The following is an 18699-nucleotide window of genomic DNA, read 5'->3' on the forward strand; positions in this document are numbered from 1 at the left end:
GTCGGCAGTGGCGGATTCAGCGCGGAGGACGAGATGCAGCAGGTCACCATCGACGACGTCCGTGCGGCGGCCGACCGGATCAGGGGGTCGGTGTTGCGCACGCCGCTGATCCCGGCACCGTGGGCCGACGGCGAACGCGACCAGCGCCTGTGGATCAAACCCGAGAGCCTGCAATCCATCGGTGCGTTCAAGGTGCGCGGCGCCTTCAACGCCATCGCCTCGCTCGACGACGCGACGAGGGCCAGGGGCGTCGTCGCCTACTCGAGCGGCAACCACGCGCAGGCGGTCGCCTACGCGGCATCGCGCTACGGCATCACGGCGCACATCGTGATGCCGATCGAGACGCCCGAGATCAAGGTGGCGGCGACCCGGACGTGGGGCGCCGAGGTGGTGCTCTGCGCCGCGGGGCAGCGCGAGGCCGTCGCCGCCCAGGTCGTCGCCGACACCGACGGCGTTCTCATTCCGCCGTTCGATCACCCCGACGTCATCGCCGGACAGGGCACGATCGGCCTCGAGATCGTCGAGGACATGCCCGACGTCGACACGGTGATGGTGCCCGTCAGCGGGGGAGGGCTGGCCTCGGGAATCGGCACCGCGCTCAAGGCGCTGCGACCGGAGGTCCGGGTGATCGGGGTCGAGCCGGAACTCGCCGCGGACACCGCTGAGGGACTGCGTGTCGGCCACCCGGTCGACTGGCCCATCGAGGATCGCAACCGGACGATCGCCGACGGTCTGCGGTCGCAGCCGTCGGAGCTGACGTTCGCGCACCTGCGGCGGGTGCTCGACGACCTGATCACCGTCTCGGAGAACGACATTCGGTCCGCCGTGCGCGAATTGGCCTTGCGCGCCCACCTGATCGCCGAGCCGAGTGGCGCGGTGGCGCTGGCGGCCTACCGCGCCGCGGCTCGACCGGGCAAGACCGTCGTCATCCTGTCCGGCGGGAACGTCGAGCCAGCGCTGCTGTCGGAGATCCTGGCGGGCTGACCGACTACCAGGGGACCACCAGCGGCGACGACACCTCGCAGTGCCGGGCCATGGCGTGTTCCCACGCGTCCTGTTCGGCGGCGGCCCTGAGGAAGCGGCGACCGCCGAACCATCCGCACGAGCAGACCGCAACCGAGTGACCAAGGCCCAGTGCGTGGACGAGGACCGTGCCGTGCTCGACGCCGTCGATGGCGTCGCGCGGGGACGTCATGACCATCTGCCGCCTCCTCCAGCCGGGGTGTGTCCGTGGTCACATCATCGCGGACCCGGACGGCGATTCCCGTGAAGCTCCGGTCACGGTTCGGTCTCCTAGTGCACGCCCTCCATCAGCCGGCTGATCCAGCCGGACAGCGCCCAGACCACGACACCGGCGACGATGGCGACGACGCCCAGGATGCCGAAGTAGGCGAATTCCTTGGCCGGGTCGTAATACCCCGACAGCACGCCCGACATCGAGGTCCCCAGACCCACCGAGAAGAAGTAGAGGGCCATCATCTGAGCCCGGAACGCCGTGGGCGCCAACTGCGTGGTCACCGCCAGTCCGATCGGCGAGATCATCAGCTCCGACACCGCGAACGCCGCGAGGATGCCCGCCACCACCAGCGCCGGCACCGTACGTCCCGTCGTACCCGCCATCGGCAGGAACAGCAGGAAGGCCGCACCCATCCCCATGACGCCGTAGGCGAACTTGCGCGGCGTCGTCGGGGCGCGGTTGCCCAGCCGCGTCCACAGCACCGCGAACAGCGGCGAGAGCAGGATGATCCACACGGGTTCGATCGAGCCGATCCAGCTCGACGGCGCGGTCCAGCCGAAGATGGTCCAGTCCATGCGTTCGTCGGAGTACACCGCGAGCACCGTGAAGATCTGCTGGAACAGCGACCAAAACACCGCGTTGGCGACGAACAACGGGATGAAGGCACGCACCCGCGTCTTCTCGACCCGTTCGACGTGGCTGCTGCGGAGCATCACCGCGAAGTAGGCGATCGAGGCGACGACGATCACGCCCGTGGTCACCTGCGACAGGTTCGCCAGCGTGATCAGGCCGGTGAACAGGGTTGCGACGACCAGCAGCAGCGCGACCACCCCGACCGCGGCGTACTTCGCGAACGCCTCGCGGGGCAACGGGTTCGGGACCTCCCGACCGTGCTCGCCCAGGTTGCGACGGAATGCCACGTACTGCGCGAGTCCCAGCGCCATGCCGACGGCGGCGGCCCCGAAACCGACGTGGAAGCCGACACGGGTCTGCAGCAGGCCGGTGATGAGCGGCCCGATGAACGCACCGAGGTTGATGCCGAGGTAGAAGAGGGTGAAGCCGCCGTCGGCCCGGGCGTCGCCCTTGTCGTAGAGGGTGCCGAGCAGCGACGATGCGTTGGCCTTGAGCGCGCCGGAACCGAGTGCCACCAGGACCAGCCCGGCCCCGACGCCGGCCAGGCCCGGCAGGATCGCGAGTGCGATGTGGCCGAGCATCACCACGACGCCGCCGTAGAACACGGTGCGCTCCATGCCGAGCACCCGGTCGGCGACCCAGCCGCCGAGCACCGTCGACAGATAGACCAGACCACCGTAGGCGCCGACGATGCCCGTCGCGGTCGCCTGCGGGAGGCCGAGCCCGCCGTCGGTCGCCGAGTAGTACAGGTAGTAGCCGAGGATCGTGAGCATCCCGTAGTACGAGAACCGCTCCCACAGCTCGACCCCGAAGAGGTTCGTCAGACCGAGCGGATGGCCGAACACGGTTCGGTCGTGCGTTGCCTCCCCGGCATGTCCAGAAGTCATGGGGAAACACCCTGCCACGCCGGCGGCGACGTCACCGAGGAAGTGGCCTCCGGACACGGGACCGCCAATGCCCGGCGCGCTGCGCACCCGCCGGTTCGGTAGTGTCGCGCTGAAGGTGTGCCACACGTCGGCGCCGCGCTCGTCGCGCCTCGGTACGGACCGGGCCCTGTCCCGGCGCCAATGATCCGTTCGACGTGGCCACCGCATGGTTCGAAATAGGGGTGCATGTGGACGCGGTACTCGGGTTGTCGATGACTCCCACGTCCGTCGGACTGGTCCTCGTCGAGGGACAGGACGCCGACGGCGCGACGGTGGACGGCAATGCCTTCGAGGTGCACGCCGGGGCGGTCGAGACCTCCGAGCAGGCCGCCGCCGCCGTGCGGCGCACGGAGGCCCTCGCCGCGACGCGCGGACTGCGGCTGACGTCGATCGGCGTGACGTGGAGCGAGGACGCCGACGCCGAGGCGTCGATGCTGATGAAATCGCTGTCGGAATCAGGCTTCGACAACGTGATGCCGATCCGGATGCCCGAGGCCACCGAAGCGCTGGCCCGCGGCATGGCCGCCGTGGTCGGCTTCGAGACCACCGCCGTGTGCGTCATCGAACCCGAGACGGTGATCAGCCTCGTCGTGCACGCGAGCAGCGGCGCCGTGCAGACCGCGTTCAACCACTCCATCTACTCCGACGACGACCTGATCGGCTGGCTGAGCACAATCTTCACCAAGGCCGACTGGCAGCCCGAGGCGCTGGTGGTGGTGGGCTCGGCAGGAGGATTCTCCTCGATCGTGCCCGAACTCGAGGACGCGCTGTCGGTTCCGGTGTTCACCCCCGAAGAGGCCCAATTGGCACTGGCCAGGGGAGCGGCGCTCGCCTCGGCGCAGAGCATCGACGGCCCGCTCGACCCCGGCGGCGAGTTCGCCGCCTACGCGCTGACCACCGGTGACCACGCCCGACAGACCCGGCGCGGCCGGGTGCCGGTGGGCGCGGCAGGAATGCTCGTCGCCGGTGTGCTGACGTTCGTCGTGTCGGTCTCGGTGGCGGTCAGCCTCGAACTGTCGCCGCGCAGGGATGCGCCTGCCAGCCCGGCCGCCGCCGCCGCAGACGCGCCGCAGGCACCGGCCGCGGCCAGGGCCAACCCGTCGATGCTCGCCCCGCCGGTCGCCATTCCTCCGGCTCCTGCCGCACCGCCCGTCATCGCGGAGGCCCCACCCGCACCCGAGGCGCCGCCGATCGAGGTCGCGCCCGCAGCGGCGCCCGACGCCGCCTTCGTTCCGGAGGCGCCCGTCGTCGCCGAGCCCCCGCCGCTGGCGCCGGTCTACCAGGAGCCTCCGGTGGTGGCCCCAGTCATCGCACCGCCGCCCGCGGTCGTTACGCCGCCGGCCACGGGAACGGGTCCGCTGGTCCCCAACTACACGGCTCCCACCAAGAAGCCGGGCATCTTGGGCCGCATCCGCGACAAGATCCCGTTCCTCGGGGACGACGATCAGTCGCAGGTGGCCCCGGCCGTGCCCGCGACGCCCCCGTACGTTCCGGGTCAGTAGTCGGGTCGACGGTTTGGCAACACCCGATGGGGCCCGAGACTGCCTCCGCATCGCGCTCCGGCTGGCGATCGTAGGCGCGGTCATCGCTGCCGTCGTTCTCGTCGAACTCACGTCGCGCTCCGGCGTGGCATGGCGGCTGATCACGTTCACCTACCAGGTGAACGTGATCGCCGCCGCCTTCTACGCCTGGACGCTCGTCTCGCCGGAAGCCAATCGGCGCAACGGCATCCGAGGGGCTGTCGTGGTCTACGTCGTCGTCGCGGGCCTGGTGTGGAACCTGTTCCTCACCGGGCGCAGCATGGGATACACGCCGGCGAACCTGCTGCTGCACGTCGTGGTTCCGGCACTGGCGCTCGTCGACTGGTTCGCGATCGGGCGCAACGACCGAGTGGTCCGGTGGTGGCAGCCGATCGCATGGCTGGCCTACCCGGCCGCCTACGGCGCGTTGGCGTTCTTGGTGCTGAACTCCGCGGGCCGGCGCGCGCCGTACTACTTCCTGGATCCCACGAGCGTCGGCGTGCCGACGGTTCTGGCGAACTGCGCCCTCCTGTTGAGCTGCTTCCTAGGCATCGGTTATCTGCTGGCGGCGTCCTCGCGGACACGCGCGGCTAACGCTTAGCGCTTCAGAACCGATCTAGCATGGAGAAGGCCATCGACCTCGGAGGATTGACCTTGCGTAACGCCGTGCAACGTGTGCTGGCAGCATCTGCTGCCGGCCTGTCCCTGGTGCTGTTGGCCGGAACCGCATCGGCGGGGGTGAGCAGTGCAGGCATGGCGGTGCCCTCAGCCGTCCCGGTGGCTGCCGTCTCGCCCTCGGCAGGCGAGGTCGTCGGCGTCGGTCATCCCGTGACGGTGACGTTCGGCGCCCCGGTGGCGAACCGGCTCGCCGCGCAACGGAGCATCGAGTTCACGTCGTCGCCCGTGCCGGCCGGTGAGTTCGTCTGGCTTTCCGACCAGGTCGTGCAGTTCAAGCCGACCGGGTTCTGGCCCGCACACAGCACGATCTCGCTGTCGGTCGGCGGCGCGAAGACCAACTTTCAGACCGGTGCGTCGGTGGTCGGCGTCGCCGACGTGAACGCTTACACGTTCACGGTCAGCATCGACGGCGTGGTCGCACGGGAGATGCCCGCGTCGATGGGCAAGCCGAAGTTCGCCACGCCGATCGGGTCGTTCACCGTGCTCGAGAAGCAGGACGTCGTGGTGATGGACTCGCGCACCATCGGCATCCCGCTCGGCGATCCCGAGGGCTACAAGCTCACGGTCTACGACGCGGTGCGCATCACCTGGGGTGGCGTCTACGTGCACGGCGCGCCGTGGTCCACCGGCTCGCAGGGCTACGCGAACGTGAGCCACGGCTGCATCAACCTCAGCCCTGACAACGCCTCCTGGTACTTCGACAACGTCAGCAAGGGCGACCCGGTCATCGTCCAGTCGTAGAACCGTGCAGGTTCTTCGCCGTCGGTGAAGCGGGCACCGTCGCCGGGTCCGGGTAGGTTCCCAGCACCCTGTCGGCCGTGCCGGTCGTCGTGACCGTGAACCAGTAGTGCTCGTTCTTGTAGTGGTGGTGGCGGTGGTTGCGCCACACCGCGCGGTAGAGCGCGGACTTCGGCTTGTAGTCGCTGTGGATCAGGTAGTGGCACCACTCGTAGGCGAGTCCGAGGATCGCAAGGAACACCAGGAACGTCAGTCCGAGACCGACTCTCGGGAAGGCGAGCACCGCGATTGCGGTCGCGAGCGGCAGCACCCACAGCAGCGCGCGCCACGGAATGAAGATCAGCGGGACGTTGCGCGGGTCGACGTGATGCTCTCGGTGCTTGCGGGCCAGCAGCGAGTCGACCGTCATGCCGCCGACGCGTCTGGGGCGCCAGTGCAGCACGAACACATGCACCAGCCACTCGAAGAACGGGAACACCGCGAGCATGGCGAGCGGCACCACTGCGTCGCTCACCCGCCAGTCGCCGACCACGCCACGCGCAGCCAGGGCGCCCGTCAGCACCGCCCCGATCATCCACGGCGATGGGTGCCTGCCGAATTCTGCGACGGCGTCGGACAGGGTGAACGCGCGGCGGTCGGTGCGCGGATTCCGGGCGGTGGTCATCGGCTCTCCTCCAGTTCGGCGATTACGTTCAGCAGGGCCGTGGTGGCGGGTTCGAGCAGCGCTCGGGCGGCGTGCTCGGCGGCGGCCGGGTTGCCCGCGCGGATGGCGTCGGCCACGGCGCGATAGCCGTCGGCGCGGCCGACCTCGTCGGCCATCATGGTGGCCAGCGCTGGCAGGGCAGGCTCGTAGGTGGCCCGAAGCGTGTTGTACATCAACCGGAATGCGATCGAGTCGGCGCCGTCGACCACGTGATCCCAGAAGGTCAGCGCGACGCGCTGAAGTTCGACCGGGTCGGTTTCGGCCTCCAGTGCGGCGACCGTCTCGTCGAGGAGCTCCGCGAGATCCGGGGCGCGGCGCCGCGCCGCGAGTTCGGCGATCTTCGGTCCGTTGTGCAGCCGGGTCTCGAGGATGCTGCGGACGACGGTGAGGTCCAGTTCGCCCGCCCGCAGCAGCAGGCGGGGGAGCAGGTCGAGTCCGGCGTGCTTGCGGAAGTCGCGGATGGTTGTGGCATCGCCCTGGCGCACGTCGACTAGGCCGGCTTCGGTCAGTCGCTTGAGTGCCTCGCGGATCGCAGGCCGAGACACCCCCAGCACCTCAGCGAGTCGGCGTTCGCTCGGCAGCGCGTCACCGGGGCGCATGTCACCGCTGAGCACCTCGGTGACGATTTGCTCGAAGACGTCCTCGGGGACTGATCGACGGTTGACGGGTTGCAGGGCCATACCCGGAATCTGCCACTGAATCGGTATGAGGTCAAGTGGTCATACCAGTCAGGGATCGGCTCGCAAGGCCTCCGTGGTGACGTCGTCGGCAGGCAGGAACGCCTCGATGCTAAGTTCGGCCGCCGTCAGATCCAGCGCCGTACCGAAGGTCGTGACGGTGCTCAGGAACGTCAGCACGACGCCGCCGGCGCCTTCGATCTTCAGCGGCACCACCACGCCGCCGAGATCACGGGATTCGTCGAAACCTCCCGGGTAGGCCTCGATCTCGGCGAGCAGCGCAGCCAGTTCGCCGGACCCGCTTGCCGCGACCTCGCGGCGCAACCGGCCGATCACGTGGTGACGCCACTGACCGAGGTTGCGGATGCGCGGCGCCAGTCCCTCGGGATGCAACGACAGCCGGAGCGCGTTCGGCTCCTCGAGCAGATGCTCGGCGACGCCATGGGCGAGGATGCCCGCGCCCGCGTTCATCGCGACGATCCGCCAGCCGCGATCGACCGCCAGGCAGGGGTAGGGCTCGTAGGCCGCGAGCACGCGGTGGACGCCCTCGCGCACTGGGGCCATCTCCGGGTCGTCGAGCGAGCGTTCCGCGTGGATCGGGGCGAGCCCAGCGGCCAGCAACAGCCGATTCTGTTCGCGCAGTGGGACGTCGAGCGCGTCGGCGAGGCGTAGCACCATGGCCCTGCTCGGCGACGACCGTCCCGTCTCGATGAAGCTGACGTGACGCGACGACACGTTGGCCTCGAGCGCAAGGTCGAGCTGGCTGAGCCGGCGGCGCTGCCGCCACTGGCGCATCAGCGTGCCGAACGGGGCGGGGGAGGTGACGGTCACCCCGCCAGTGTCACGCAGCGGCGCCCCGGGCTCCACTACCTCACGGGTAATTGCGCCGGTTACGTCGGGGCGGGACGCTCGTGGTGTCCGACCGACCGAGGAGCAGACGATGAGGTCTCACCCGCGCAGCCCCGCCCCGCCCGTCCCGCGCTGGTTGCGCACCGTGCTGAAGTGCGATCGAGCCGGCTCGTCGTGGTACATCGGGATGGGGTTCTTCTTCGCACCCGCGCTGGCCGTGGTGTCCCCGTGGCCGGCCGTCACCACGGCGCTGTGGGTGTTCATCGCGCTGGCCGGGCTGTGGCTCGGGCTGCTCGGCATCGCCATGGCCACCGGCTTGGCGTTGGTGCTGCGGACGGGCCGGGAGATTCCCGAGGACTATTGGCGAACCATCGTCCACTACCCTCCTGCGCCGAGGGTCACCGAACGTCAGTGCGCCGCAGCCCCTTTGGCGCCGCCCGTGTAGTCGACCTGCCAGTGCTTGATCCCGTTGAGCCAACCCGACCGGAGTCGCTCGGGCTTGGCCAGCGGGGTCAGGTCCGGCATCGCATCGGCGATGGCGTTGAACATCAGGTCGATCGTCATGCGCGCGAGGTTGGTGCCGATGCAGTAGTGGGCCCCGGTACCGCCGAAACCGACGTGCGGGTTGGGATCACGCAGGATGTCGAACTCGTAGGGGCGGTCGAAGACGTCCTCGTCGAAGTTGGCCGAGCGGTACATCATCACCACCCGCTGGCCCTTCTTGATCTGAACGCCCGACAGCTCGGTGTCCTCGAGCGCGGTGCGCTGGAACGACGTGACGGGGGTGGCCCACCGGACGATCTCGTCGGCGGCGGTGGCGGGCCGCTCGCGCTTGAACAGCTCCCACTGATCCGGGAAGTCGGCGAAGGCCATCATCCCCTGGGTGATCGAGTTCCTGGTCGTCTCGTTGCCCGCCACGGCCAGCAGGATGACGAAGAAACCGAGCTCGTCGTCGCTGAGCTTGTGCCCCTCGACGTCGGCCTGGACCAGCTTGGTGACGAGGTCCTCACCCGGGGTGTCCGCCCGCTCGGCGGCCAGCTGCATGCCGTAGGTGATCAGCTCGACCGACGCGCTGATGGCATCGTTGCCTGCGAACTCCGGGTCCATGTCGCCGACCATCTGGTTGGACCAGTGGAAGAGCTTCATCCGGTCTTCCTGCGGCACGCCCATCAGTCCGGCGATGGCCTGCAGGGGCAGTTCGGCCGACACCTGCTCGACGAAGTCGCCGGTGCCCTCGGCAACCGCCTTCTGCGCGATGTCGCGGGCGCGCTGCGCCAGATCGGCGCGCAGCTGTTCGACGGCCCGCGGGGTGAAGGCGCGCGAGACGATCTTGCGCAGGTGGGTGTGGTGCGGCGCGTCCATGTTGAGCAGCACGAACTTGCCGGTCTCGATCTGGCTGTCGACCGTGCCGTCCTTGTAGCGCGGTAGGGCCGTCTTCTGCAGGCTGGAAAAGACGTCGCTGCGGCGCGACACCTCCTTGACGTCCTTGTGCTTGGTGACCACCCAGTAGCCGCCGTCGCCGAATCCGCCGACTCCCTCTGGCTGCTCGTTCCACCAGATCGGCGCGACCTTGCGCATCTCGGCGAGTTCCTCGACCGGCAACCGCTCGGCATAGATGTCCGGGTCGGTGAAGTCGAAGCCGGCGGGAAGGTTCGGGCCGTTGGTGGCATCCGGCACAGCAGTCTCCGGCATCTTGGTCACTCCTCACACGAGGCGATCTAGTGGCGTATTCCATAGCTACACCACACGTCGGAGGTACCGCGGCAGGTTGGAGAAAGTTCCGAGTAGAACGTGTTCAGCCGTGCCGGACACCGACGATCTCGGCTCTGGGGATGCGCCCGTGTAACGAAGTGCGGCAGAATTCGGAATACTCGTTGAGCGACCCTGAGTAACTTCCGTACCAGCCGTAACACCTCGAGAGGCCACCGTGATGGGCAACGACACACGAAGGTTTCTGACCGCCGCGCTCTGCGGCGCGTCCGGACTGATCGCCGCGGTCTGCGTGACCGCAACCGCGTCAGCCGACCCCGGCGTCCCGCCTCCGCCACCGCCTGCCGTCCCGTCGGTCGCGGGCCCCCTGGTCCCCGCGCCCCCGGCCGGACCTGCGCCCGCCGCACCACTGCAGGCCGCCGCAGGCCAGCAGGCGCCTGCCGAAGCCCTTCCGGCGCCCGCCCCCGCAGAGGGAGTGCCGCACATCCCGAGCCCGGACGCGCTGCCGCCGGGGTCGACGATGGATCCGGCGGCCAAGGGCAACGACGATCCGAACGTCAGCTACCTGAAGGACCTGTGGCAGGCGGTGCAGAACAAGGAGATCAGCGGCAAGGAGGCCCTGATCATGGGGCTCGCGCAGCGTGGCATGAACACGCCGTACCCCCAGCAGGCCGCGGGCCCGAACGTGCCGCGCAGCGGTGTCGATTCGGTCGCTCCCGCTGCCGTTCCCGCTCCCGCCGCAGCCCCCGGGGCACCGGCGCCACTGTTGCCCCCGCCGCCCGCGCCTGCACCGGCCCCCGCCGCCGCTCCGGCTCCCGCGCCGGCACCTGGCCCGCTGCTGCTCCCGGCTCCCGGCGCCTGACCGACCTCGGCGCTCAGTCCACCGGTTCCTAGCCCGCCTCGACGCGCGCGGGCACGTGCTTGTGCCACGGCGTTCCCGCGTACGCGTCGCGCCAGTCGGACGACGTGAGCGCATTGGGCGCCACGCCGGGCGTGTGCGACGCGCCGTCGGCGTCGCGGTGATCCAGGCCGTAGCCGTTGGGTAGTGACACGTGACCCGGCAGCATGGCATCGCTGATCTCGACCGTCGCTCGCGCCGACCCGGCTGCGGTGGTGATGCGCGCCGATCCGCCGTCCACCAGCCCGATGGCCATCGCGTCTGCCACGCTGATGCGCAACGCACCGTCGACGTCGCGCTTGCGCCACGCCGGATCGCGCAGGATGTCGTTGGCGGTGTACGCACGTCGCTCGCCCGCCGACAGCACGAGCGGGAACTCGTCGGTGGTCAGCCGGGCGGGCGCGTCGCGTAGCTTGCCGATCTCGGCGAGCATCTCGGGCATCTCGAGGGCGATCCGCTTGTCCTCGTGGGTGATCAGGTCGAAGTCGTCGGCGTACTCGTGCACGCTGAACGTCACGCCGGATCGGCTGGACAGGATCGCCTCGAACAGTGCGTTGCCGTCGGCGTGCCCGGCACGCTGCACGGCCTGCGGATAGGTCATCGCCGTCTTCTGCGCCAGGCCCCACAGCGCGGCGGCGCCGGCGAGGCCGTCGGGCAGGGTGGGCCCGAGCGTCTCGTACAGCACGAACGGCAGCACCCGGCCCAGCGCCGGATTGGCACTGACGGCGACGAAGAAGGCCTGCGCGTAGGCGTCCAGCCCGGACTCGGCGGCCAGGCGCAGCGGTCGCAGATCCTCCTCGTCGACCACTCCGAGCGCACGCACCAACCGGGCCCAGATCTCGGGTTCGGCCAGCGTGCCCGGCAGTGGCTCGAAGATCGGGTGCCGCAGGTGGAAGGTGTTGTGCGGGAACTCCAGATTGAAGAAGGTCGCCTCGGGCTTCTCGAACTGACTGGCCGCAGGCAGCACGTAGTCGGCGAGCCGGGCCGTCTCGGTCATCGCGACGTCGATGACGACGAGCAGTTCCAGCGACGACAGCGCCTCCCGGACGGCGGCCGAGTCGGCCACCGAGTGCGCGGGATTGCTGCTCTCGACGATCATGGCGCGGAACCGGTCTGGGTGATCGGTCAGGATCTCCTGCGGCACGACGTTGCTGGGGACCAGCCCTGCGATGACCGGCGCTCCCGTCACCGGCGTCCGCCCGACCCCGCTGGTGGCGAACAACGGCGCGAACATCGAATGCAGATGCTGCGCACCGCGTTTGGCGAAGCTGCCGGTGAGGATCCACAGCAGCTTGTCGAGGTAGGAGCACAGCGTGCTGTTGGGTGCCTGCTGAACGCCGAGGTCTTCGAACACCGCGACGCTCGACGCGGCCGCGATGCGCCGAGCAGCGCCGCGGATCAGGTCCTCCGCCACGCCGCAACGCTGCGCGTAGTCGGCGATCGGGACCTCGCGCAGCACCTCGCGCACCGCGTCGACGCCGGTGACGTGCTGGGCAAGGAAGGCGTCGTCGCACAGGTTCTCGGTGACGAGCACCGCGGCGAGCGCAGCGAGGCACCAGGCGTCGGTGCCGGGCCGGACCCGCAGGTGGAAGTCCGCCAGCTTCGCGGTGTCGGTGACGACGGGGTCGATCACGATCATCGAGCGTCCGGGGTCCTTGGCGATCTCGTTGAGCACCACCCGGGCACGGGGGAAGCTCTGCGACATCCACGGGTTCTTGCCGACGAACACCGACACCTCGGCATGCTCGAACTCACCGCGGGTATGGCCGCCGTAGAGGTGCCGGTCGACCCAGTGTTCACCGGTCTTCTCCTGTGCCAACGCGTTCGAGCGGTAGCGGGAGCCGATGGCGCGCAGGAAGGCGCCGCTGTATGCGCCACCAAGGTGGTTGCCCTGGCCGCCACCGCCGTAGTAGAACACCTTGTCCCCGCCGTGCTCGTCCCGGATCCGGGCGAAGCCCTCGGCGATCTCGAGAATGGCTGTGTCCCAGTCGATCTCCTCGTAGGAGCCGTCGGGGCGGCGGCGCAAGGGAGAGGTGAGCCGGTTGCGGTCGTTCTGATAGTGGTCCAGGCGCAGCGCCTTGTTGCAGGTGTAGCCCTGCGACGCGGGATGCGCCTTGTCGCCGCGGATCTTGGCGATCGTGCGGTCCTCGGTCTGCACGACGATGCCGCAGTTGCATTCGCACAGGATGCAGGCCGTGGCCTGCCATTCGGTGGTGACGTCGGTGGTCATCGCGACGACTTCCCTTCTCCGGTCTCTGCCGCCACGATGGCGCGCAGCTGTCTGTGGACGAGGTCGATCGGTGTGGCGTCGCGCGTCGCGCGCGCCACCACGATCGCGCCCTCGAGCGAGGTCATCAGCAGCATCGCGATCTCCTCGGCACGCTCCCGGGCGACGCCGTCGTCCTCGAGTCGTCGCCGGATCGACTCGGTCCACCGCGTGAAGGCCACGGCGGCCCGGTCGAGCGCCGGCGCGTTGTCCGCCTCGACTGCCACCGCGACGACGGGGCATCCGGCGCGGTAGTCCGACTCGGCCAGCGAGGCACGGAAGCCGTCGAACACGACGTCGAGCACCTCGAGGGCATCCCGGGCGGCGTCGATCTGAGCGGCAACGAAGTCAGCGGCGTAATCGACTGCCTCGCAGAGCAATTGGTTACGGCCACCGGGGAAGTAGTGGTAGGCCGACCCGCGCGGGGCACCGCTGTGCGCGAGGACGTCGGAGATCGCGGTCGAATGTGCGCCGCGCTCGCGGATCAGCAGAGCGGTCGAGACGACCATCCGTTCCCGTGGACTGACCACTGTGGCGCCTCCTCGGCATTGATTATGTAGAGCAGCATACATAGCGCCGTAGCGGGCCGATAGCCCCGAAGGCCAGTGCCGCACCGAACGACGCGAAGGCCCCCTCCCGAATCGGGAGGGGGCCTTCGTCGGACCGGGCAGGTGGCTAGACCGAAGCCGCCTCGTTCAACTCGTTGAGCGTGTTGGTCGCATCGAGGTACTCCTGAACCCATCGCTCGATGACGGCCGAGGTCTTCTCGACCTTCTCGAACTGGCCCACCACCTGGCCGACCGGGTTGAAGGCGACGTCGACGCTCTCGTTGGGGTACTTGTTGGTGGCGGCGACCGCGATCCCCGACACCATGAACTGGAGCGGCATTCCGAGCGGCTTGGGGTTCTCCGGGTTCTCCCAGGCCTCGGTCCAGTCGTTGCGCAGCATCCGCGCCGGCTTGCCGGTGAACGAACGGCTGCGCACGGTGTCGCGACTGCCCGCCTTCACGTACGCCGCCTGCTGCACGGGGGTGTTCTCGGCCTCCTCGACCATGAGCCACTGCGATCCCGTCCAGGCGCCCTGCGCGCCGAGCGCGAGCGCTGCGGCGATCTGCTGGCCGCTGCCGATGCCACCGGCCGCCAAGACCGGAACCGGTGCGACCTCCTTGACCACCTGCGGCCACAGCACGATCGAGCCGACTTCGCCCGAGTGGCCGCCGGCCTCGCCGCCCTGGGCGATGATGATGTCGACGCCCGCATCCGCGTGCTTGCGCGCCTGGCTCGGCGAGCCGCACAGCGCGGCGACCTTGCGGCCCTCGGCGTGGATGTGCTCGATCATGTCCCGTGGCGGAGTGCCGAGCGCGTTGGCGATCAGCGTCATCTTGGGGTGCTTGAGCGCCACCTCGACCTGCGGAGTGGCGGTTGCCTCGGTCCACCCGAGCAGCTGCAGAGTGCTCTCGTTGTCCTCGGCGGTGAGCGGGACGCCGTGATCGGTCAGGATCTTCTTGGCGAAGTCGAGGTGCTCCTGCGGGACCATGTCCTGCAGCATCTTCGCCAGCTCGTCGGCGGACAGGTTCGCGTCCATGCCCTCGTACTTGTTCGGGATGACGATGTCGACGCCGTAGGTGTGGTCGCCGATGTGCTCGTCGATCCAGTTCAGCTCGATCTCGAGCTGCTCGGGAGTGAACCCGACGGCTCCCAGGACGCCGAATCCGCCGGCCTTGCTGACGGCGACCACGACGTCGCGGCAATGTGTGAAGGCAAAGATCGGGAACTCGATGCCGATCTGATCGCAGAGGGGGGTGTGCATGCCAGCTCCTAGGTGGGGCTCGAGCGGTGAGCTTCGAATTGGAACGTGTTCTAGTTTAGTACCCGCCAACCCCGCTCCGGGTCAATCCTGGGGATTAGACGGCGCACATCGGGACTCGACAGCGCAGGAGAAGGTCATTACCGTTTTTCGCGAATCGCGTTACAACACGTGATCGTCTCGAGGAGGGACCGCAGACCGTGACGCACTGGCTGAACCACTCGCTCGTCCTCGCCTCCGACTACCGCATCCCCGACCCGGAACGGGTGCTACCGCTGCTCGAACGTCGTCGGGACGCGCTGGCCGACCTCGGCGCGCACCACGTCCTCGTGTACACCTCGACGACCGAACCGGACCGGGTCATGGTCCTGATGGCGATCCACACGCGCGAGACGATCATCGAGCTGTTGCGGTCACGCGTCTTCTTCGATTGGTTCGACGCCGTCGGCGTCGAGGACATCCCGGCCGTGTTCGCGGGTGAGCTGATCGACCGACTCGACCTCGTCGGTGAGATGACGCCGACCGCGCCGGAGGTGATGGTCTCGGTGGTGACCCCGGTGGCGAGCGTCCCCGGGCTCGTCGACCACGTCCGGGAGACCGCGGGCGACCTGCGAGCCGCGGGCGTGCGCAAGACGTCGGTGTTCAGCGCGTTCGACGACGAGCGCGAGGTGATGATGCTGTTTCAAATCGACGACGAGCGCCACGCCCGACACTGGCTGCGCGATTCGGACCTGAACTCCGAATGGTTGGGCCGGGCCGGGATCGGCGCCTATCCGCCCGTCTTCATCGGCAGGTTGCGTCAGATACTGCGCATCCCGACTCCAGACATCGAGGACACCACGGGCGGCAACTGATGTACGTCTGCCTGTGCGTGGGCGTCACCAATCAGGCCGTCACCGACGCCGTGGCGGCCGGCGCCAAATCCTCCAAGGACGTCGCCGCGGCGTGCGGCGCAGGGTCGGAGTGCGGTCGCTGCAGGCGCACCGTGCGCGCGATCATCGACGCCCACCCCGGCGCCGCAGCAGGCGCGCCGACGCGGGACGACCGGGACCGCTGACCTCGAGCACCGGCCAGCCCTGCTTCGCCGCCTCCGCAGCGAGACGCGACCGCGGGTTCACCGGCCTGGGCGACCCCACCTCCCGCATCAACGGGATGTCCTCGTCGCCGTCGGCGTAGAAGTAGCTGCGCGACAGGTCGACGTCGTTGGCCTCGCAGAAGCGTCGGGCGGCCGCGGCCTTGCCCGGCCCCCAGACGACCGGCCGGATGATGCCGCCGTTGAGCGCCCCGCGCTCGTCGGTGTCGAAGTGGTTGCAGATGACGTGGTCGATGCCCAGGTAGCGCGCCACCGGCTCGGCGTGGATGGTCAGCGCCGACGAACTCAGCACGACGGTGTGGCCGCGGTCCTGGTGTGCGGCGACGATCCCGCGCATCGTGTCGAAGACCCGTGCCTGGATGTGGGTGCGGAACAGGTACTCGCCGAGGTCGTCGAGATCGGCCAGCAACTCGCCCTGCAGGTATCCGGCCGCCCGCAACATCAGCCGTTCGAACTCCATGCGGCCCAGCCGGTAGCGCACCGATGCCTCGATCACGCCGAGCACCTCGCCGATGCGCGCCTGCCTGCTGCGGATGCGGTGGCCGGCGTGCACGGTGGCAGTGAATCCGGAGACCAACGTGCCGTCGAGATCGAAGAACGCACCGATGCGCGCGTCGGCCGCGCTCGACGCGATGGCCGACAATTGCGGGTGCGGGGTCATCTGCCTCCTGGAGCCGCTGGGCCGAGTCGCTGGGCTGAGTCTGATCGGCGTCCGACCCCATTTGAGCATCACTGGCTGACTCGCGGGGGTGCAGACGGTAGCCGATAGGTACGAAGTCGGGCTCATCGGCTAGGTTCGATCACAGTAGTTTCGTTCTTGCCTGGTTCAGTCGGAAGCCTCGCGAGCATGAAAGCAGCGCCGATTCGCAGCCAGCGATGCGGCCGAACAGGGAAGATGGGCCTTGGACGAACAACGCGAAGCATCAGCCGCCAACGCGGCCTCATCGTCGTCATCGGCGTGCGAGGTCAGCGAGCGGCAGATCGGGGAGGTCGCCGTCGTGGCACCCTCCGGCGTGGTCGACATGCTGACCGCGCCACAGCTGGAAGGGGCGATCCGTACCGCCCTCAGCAACAAGCCGGCCGGTCTCGTAGTCGACCTCACCGCGGTCGAGTTCCTGGCCTCGGCGGGCATGGGCGTCATCGTGGCAGCACACGAGGAGAAGGACGACGGCACCAAGTTCTGCATCGTCGCCGAGGGCCCGGCGACCAGCCGTCCGCTGAAGCTCGTCGGCATCGCGGACATCGTTCCGCTGTACGCCACCCTCGACGAAGCGCTCGCCGCACTCGATTCCTGAGGTACCCCCGTGAACTCGGCTCGCAGACACGCTTACCGAGAGGATCGACCGGGTACGCATCACCTGCCATGATCGATTCGATGTCCACCGCCGACGTTGCCAACGCGGAGCACTTCGAGCGACTCGAGGCTGCCGCCGACGCACGCACCGCCTCCCAGATCCGCGATGAGTTCGCTGCGTGGCTGCGCACCTTCTTCACGTTGGACGCCACGCGGACCAGTGATCTCGTGCTCGCGATCAACGAGGCGCTCGCCAACTGCGCGGAGTTCGCGTACGTCGGCGCGCCGCGCGCGGGCACGATGGATCTACAGGCATGGTTCGAGCCCGCCGAGTCGACCATCGTCGTGGTGATCGCCGACCGCGGGTGCTGGCGCAACCCGGAGTCGCCAAGGGCGCTCAGCCGGGGCCGCGGCATCCCGCTGATGGAAGCACTCGCGGACCGCTCCTCGATCGAGGCGTCAGAGGCAGGCACGCAGGTCCGGCTCGAGTGGACGAACGTCGGACGCGCCGAAGCCCGCTAGCGCACCACTCCCTTGCCGGTGACCAGTGGCATGTCGAGCGTCGTCCGGATGCCGGGCGCTGCGGCCACCACGTCCGGGATGCCGTTGACGATGCGCCCCGCCGCCGCGAGGATCGCGGCGTAGTTGTGGTCGCCGTTGCGACTGGTCGGGCAGACGTCCATGACGTATGACGGCTCACCGGTGATCTCCACCCGGTAGGACCCGCCCTCCTGGGCAGGCTGCGCCCAGTCGGGCCGCAGGTCGCCGCGCAGGCGGGTGATGTGTTCGACCACGATCACCGGACGACCCTTCACCATGCCCTCGATCTGGAACCGCAGCGCAGCGACGGTCCCCTTGGCGATCGTGCCGACCGCGACGTCGATGTCCTCGGGGGCCGGTTCCTGCTCGACGGAGTCCCTGATCTCGTCGACCTCGACGCCGAGTCCGGCAGCCAGCTGCCGGATGGCGGTGCCCCAGGCGATGCCGAGCACGCCGGGCTGGAACAGGATGGGCAGGTCGCCGATCTGGTTGCCGAAGCCCATCACGTCGAACATCACCGTCGCACCGTCGTAGGTGGCGTAGTCGGCGATCTCCATCGTCCGGACCTGCTGGATGCTCTGGCAGGTGCCCGCGAGCGCGAAGGGCAGCAGGTCGGTCGCGAACCCCGGATCCACCCCGGTGATGAACACCGTCGAATTGCCTTCGCGCGCAGCGTCTTCGACGCGGCCGATGTACTTGTCGGGAACTACCTGCCACGGGTACTGCAGCACGCCGGGCGCTGAACCGACGACGTTGATGCCCGCACTCAGGAACCGGCGCACGTCGGCCATGGCCTCGGGCAGTCGCGTGTCGCCCATCGCGCAGTAGACGACGCAGTCGGGCTTGGCCGCCACGATGGCGTCGAGGTCGTTGGTCGCGACGATGCCGGTGGTCACCTCGAGCCCGGCGAGATCTCCCGCGTCCCTGCCGACTTTGGCGTCCGAGGACACCCAGACGTGGGTCAGCTCGAAGCGCTGATCCTCGACGAGTTGGCGCAGCGCGAGGCTGCCGCAGTTTCCGGTACCGATGAGTGCGACGCGGATCGCCATGCTGATGTTTCCTCCCGACGGTGCCTTCCGACTCAGGCCCACGCAGTATGCGTGCTGACCCGCCGAATTGGAACAGGTTCTA

General features: G+C 68.9%; 21 protein-coding genes. 10 read left to right on the top strand and 11 right to left on the bottom strand.

The window, feature by feature from the left end:
* Positions 1-33: 33 nt before the first annotated feature.
* Entirely contained in the window at positions 34-984 is a 951-nt protein-coding gene (locus tag LOK44_RS01430) for a threonine ammonia-lyase (RefSeq protein ID WP_237568187.1), read from the top strand.
* Between the two features lie 4 nt (positions 985-988).
* Here LOK44_RS01430 and LOK44_RS01435 read toward each other — a convergent pair whose 3' ends face one another.
* Both LOK44_RS01435 and LOK44_RS01440 read right to left on the bottom strand, forming a co-directional pair.
* Positions 989-1195, bottom strand: a complete 207-nt coding sequence (locus tag LOK44_RS01435; protein ID WP_237568188.1) for a hypothetical protein — start codon at positions 1193-1195, stop codon at positions 989-991.
* Positions 1196-1293: 98 nt separating this feature from the next.
* On the bottom strand, positions 1294-2757 hold the full coding sequence (locus LOK44_RS01440) for a peptide MFS transporter (RefSeq protein ID WP_237568189.1): 1464 nt from the start codon (positions 2755-2757) through the stop codon (positions 1294-1296).
* A gap of 227 nt (positions 2758-2984) precedes the next feature.
* Between LOK44_RS01440 and LOK44_RS01445 the strand changes: the two genes are divergently transcribed.
* From LOK44_RS01445 to LOK44_RS01455, 3 genes are read left to right on the top strand one after another with little or no spacing between them, the layout of a single operon-like run.
* A complete protein-coding gene (locus tag LOK44_RS01445) occupies positions 2985-4298 on the top strand; it encodes a DUF7159 family protein (RefSeq protein WP_443678090.1) in 1314 nt (437 codons plus the stop codon).
* Between the two features lie 13 nt (positions 4299-4311).
* Entirely contained in the window at positions 4312-4917 is a 606-nt protein-coding gene (locus LOK44_RS01450; RefSeq protein ID WP_237568191.1) for a Pr6Pr family membrane protein, read from the top strand.
* A gap of 20 nt (positions 4918-4937) precedes the next feature.
* Positions 4938-5735, top strand: a complete 798-nt coding sequence (locus tag LOK44_RS01455; protein ID WP_237568192.1) for a L,D-transpeptidase — start codon at positions 4938-4940, stop codon at positions 5733-5735.
* Here LOK44_RS01455 and LOK44_RS01460 read toward each other — a convergent pair.
* The 3 genes from LOK44_RS01460 to LOK44_RS01470 are packed head-to-tail and all read right to left on the bottom strand — an operon-like array spanning position 5719 to position 7907.
* Positions 5719-6396 (bottom strand): sterol desaturase family protein, encoded by a 678-nt coding sequence (locus LOK44_RS01460; protein ID WP_237568193.1) that lies wholly within the window; start codon positions 6394-6396, stop codon positions 5719-5721. The two genes, LOK44_RS01455 and LOK44_RS01460, sit on opposite strands and share 17 nt — an antisense overlap.
* A complete protein-coding gene (locus tag LOK44_RS01465) occupies positions 6393-7115 on the bottom strand; it encodes a FadR/GntR family transcriptional regulator (RefSeq protein WP_237568194.1) in 723 nt (240 codons plus the stop codon). Before LOK44_RS01465 ends, LOK44_RS01460 begins: the two co-directional genes overlap by 4 nt.
* Positions 7116-7163: 48 nt before the next feature.
* Positions 7164-7907, bottom strand: coding sequence for a helix-turn-helix domain-containing protein (locus tag LOK44_RS01470; protein WP_237568922.1), 744 nt, complete (start codon positions 7905-7907; stop codon positions 7164-7166).
* Positions 7908-8052: 145 nt separating this feature from the next.
* Here LOK44_RS01470 and LOK44_RS01475 point away from each other — a divergent pair, with 145 nt between their 5' ends.
* Positions 8053-8406 carry a hypothetical protein gene (locus tag LOK44_RS01475; protein ID WP_237568195.1) on the top strand — a complete coding sequence of 118 codons (354 nt, stop codon included), beginning with the start codon at positions 8053-8055 and terminating at the stop codon, positions 8404-8406.
* Here LOK44_RS01475 and LOK44_RS01480 read toward each other — a convergent pair.
* Positions 8370-9653 carry a cytochrome P450 gene (locus tag LOK44_RS01480; RefSeq protein WP_237568196.1) on the bottom strand — a complete coding sequence of 428 codons (1284 nt, stop codon included), beginning with the start codon at positions 9651-9653 and terminating at the stop codon, positions 8370-8372. The two genes, LOK44_RS01475 and LOK44_RS01480, sit on opposite strands and share 37 nt — an antisense overlap.
* Before the next feature lie 238 nt (positions 9654-9891).
* Between LOK44_RS01480 and LOK44_RS01485 the strand changes: the two genes are divergently transcribed.
* Positions 9892-10533 (top strand): hypothetical protein, encoded by a 642-nt coding sequence (locus LOK44_RS01485; protein WP_237568198.1) that lies wholly within the window; start codon positions 9892-9894, stop codon positions 10531-10533.
* Positions 10534-10561: 28 nt separating this feature from the next.
* Here LOK44_RS01485 and LOK44_RS01490 read toward each other — a convergent pair whose 3' ends face one another.
* From LOK44_RS01490 to LOK44_RS01500, 3 genes are all read right to left on the bottom strand, one after another.
* A complete protein-coding gene (locus tag LOK44_RS01490; RefSeq protein ID WP_237568199.1) occupies positions 10562-12799 on the bottom strand; it encodes a molybdopterin-dependent oxidoreductase in 2238 nt (745 codons plus the stop codon).
* A complete protein-coding gene (locus LOK44_RS01495) occupies positions 12796-13365 on the bottom strand; it encodes a TetR/AcrR family transcriptional regulator (RefSeq protein ID WP_237568201.1) in 570 nt (189 codons plus the stop codon). The genes LOK44_RS01490 and LOK44_RS01495 overlap by 4 nt, the downstream gene beginning before the upstream one ends.
* Positions 13366-13510: 145 nt before the next feature.
* Positions 13511-14644, bottom strand: coding sequence for a nitronate monooxygenase (locus LOK44_RS01500; protein WP_237568203.1), 1134 nt, complete (start codon positions 14642-14644; stop codon positions 13511-13513).
* A gap of 197 nt (positions 14645-14841) precedes the next feature.
* Between LOK44_RS01500 and LOK44_RS01505 the strand changes: the two genes are divergently transcribed.
* Both LOK44_RS01505 and LOK44_RS01510 read left to right on the top strand, forming a co-directional pair.
* Positions 14842-15495 (top strand): fatty-acid--CoA ligase, encoded by a 654-nt coding sequence (locus LOK44_RS01505; RefSeq protein WP_237568205.1) that lies wholly within the window; start codon positions 14842-14844, stop codon positions 15493-15495.
* Positions 15495-15698: a (2Fe-2S)-binding protein gene (locus tag LOK44_RS01510; RefSeq protein WP_237568206.1), complete on the top strand. Its 204-nt coding sequence runs from the start codon at positions 15495-15497 to the stop codon at positions 15696-15698. The genes LOK44_RS01505 and LOK44_RS01510 overlap by 1 nt, the downstream gene beginning before the upstream one ends.
* Here the strand turns inward: LOK44_RS01510 and LOK44_RS01515 are convergent.
* Positions 15637-16395, bottom strand: a complete 759-nt coding sequence (locus tag LOK44_RS01515) for an HAD family hydrolase (protein WP_237568208.1) — start codon at positions 16393-16395, stop codon at positions 15637-15639. The genes LOK44_RS01510 and LOK44_RS01515 overlap by 62 nt on opposite strands.
* Before the next feature lie 241 nt (positions 16396-16636).
* Between LOK44_RS01515 and LOK44_RS01520 the strand changes: the two genes are divergently transcribed.
* Together LOK44_RS01520 and LOK44_RS01525 are read left to right on the top strand one after the other, a co-directional pair.
* Positions 16637-17029 carry an STAS domain-containing protein gene (locus LOK44_RS01520; protein WP_163917341.1) on the top strand — a complete coding sequence of 131 codons (393 nt, stop codon included), beginning with the start codon at positions 16637-16639 and terminating at the stop codon, positions 17027-17029.
* A 68-nt stretch (positions 17030-17097) separates the two neighbouring features.
* A complete protein-coding gene (locus LOK44_RS01525; protein ID WP_372481149.1) occupies positions 17098-17550 on the top strand; it encodes an ATP-binding protein in 453 nt (150 codons plus the stop codon).
* Here LOK44_RS01525 and LOK44_RS01530 read toward each other — a convergent pair.
* The gene (locus LOK44_RS01530; RefSeq protein ID WP_237568211.1) at positions 17547-18617 is read right to left on the bottom strand and encodes an NAD(P)H-dependent amine dehydrogenase family protein; all 1071 of its coding nucleotides are present in this window, start codon (positions 18615-18617) and stop codon (positions 17547-17549) included. The two genes, LOK44_RS01525 and LOK44_RS01530, sit on opposite strands and share 4 nt — an antisense overlap.
* Positions 18618-18699: the final 82 nt, after the last annotated feature.

The organism is Mycolicibacterium lacusdiani (genome assembly GCF_021916785.1).
Lineage (GTDB): Bacteria > Actinomycetota > Actinomycetes > Mycobacteriales > Mycobacteriaceae > Mycobacterium > Mycobacterium lacusdiani.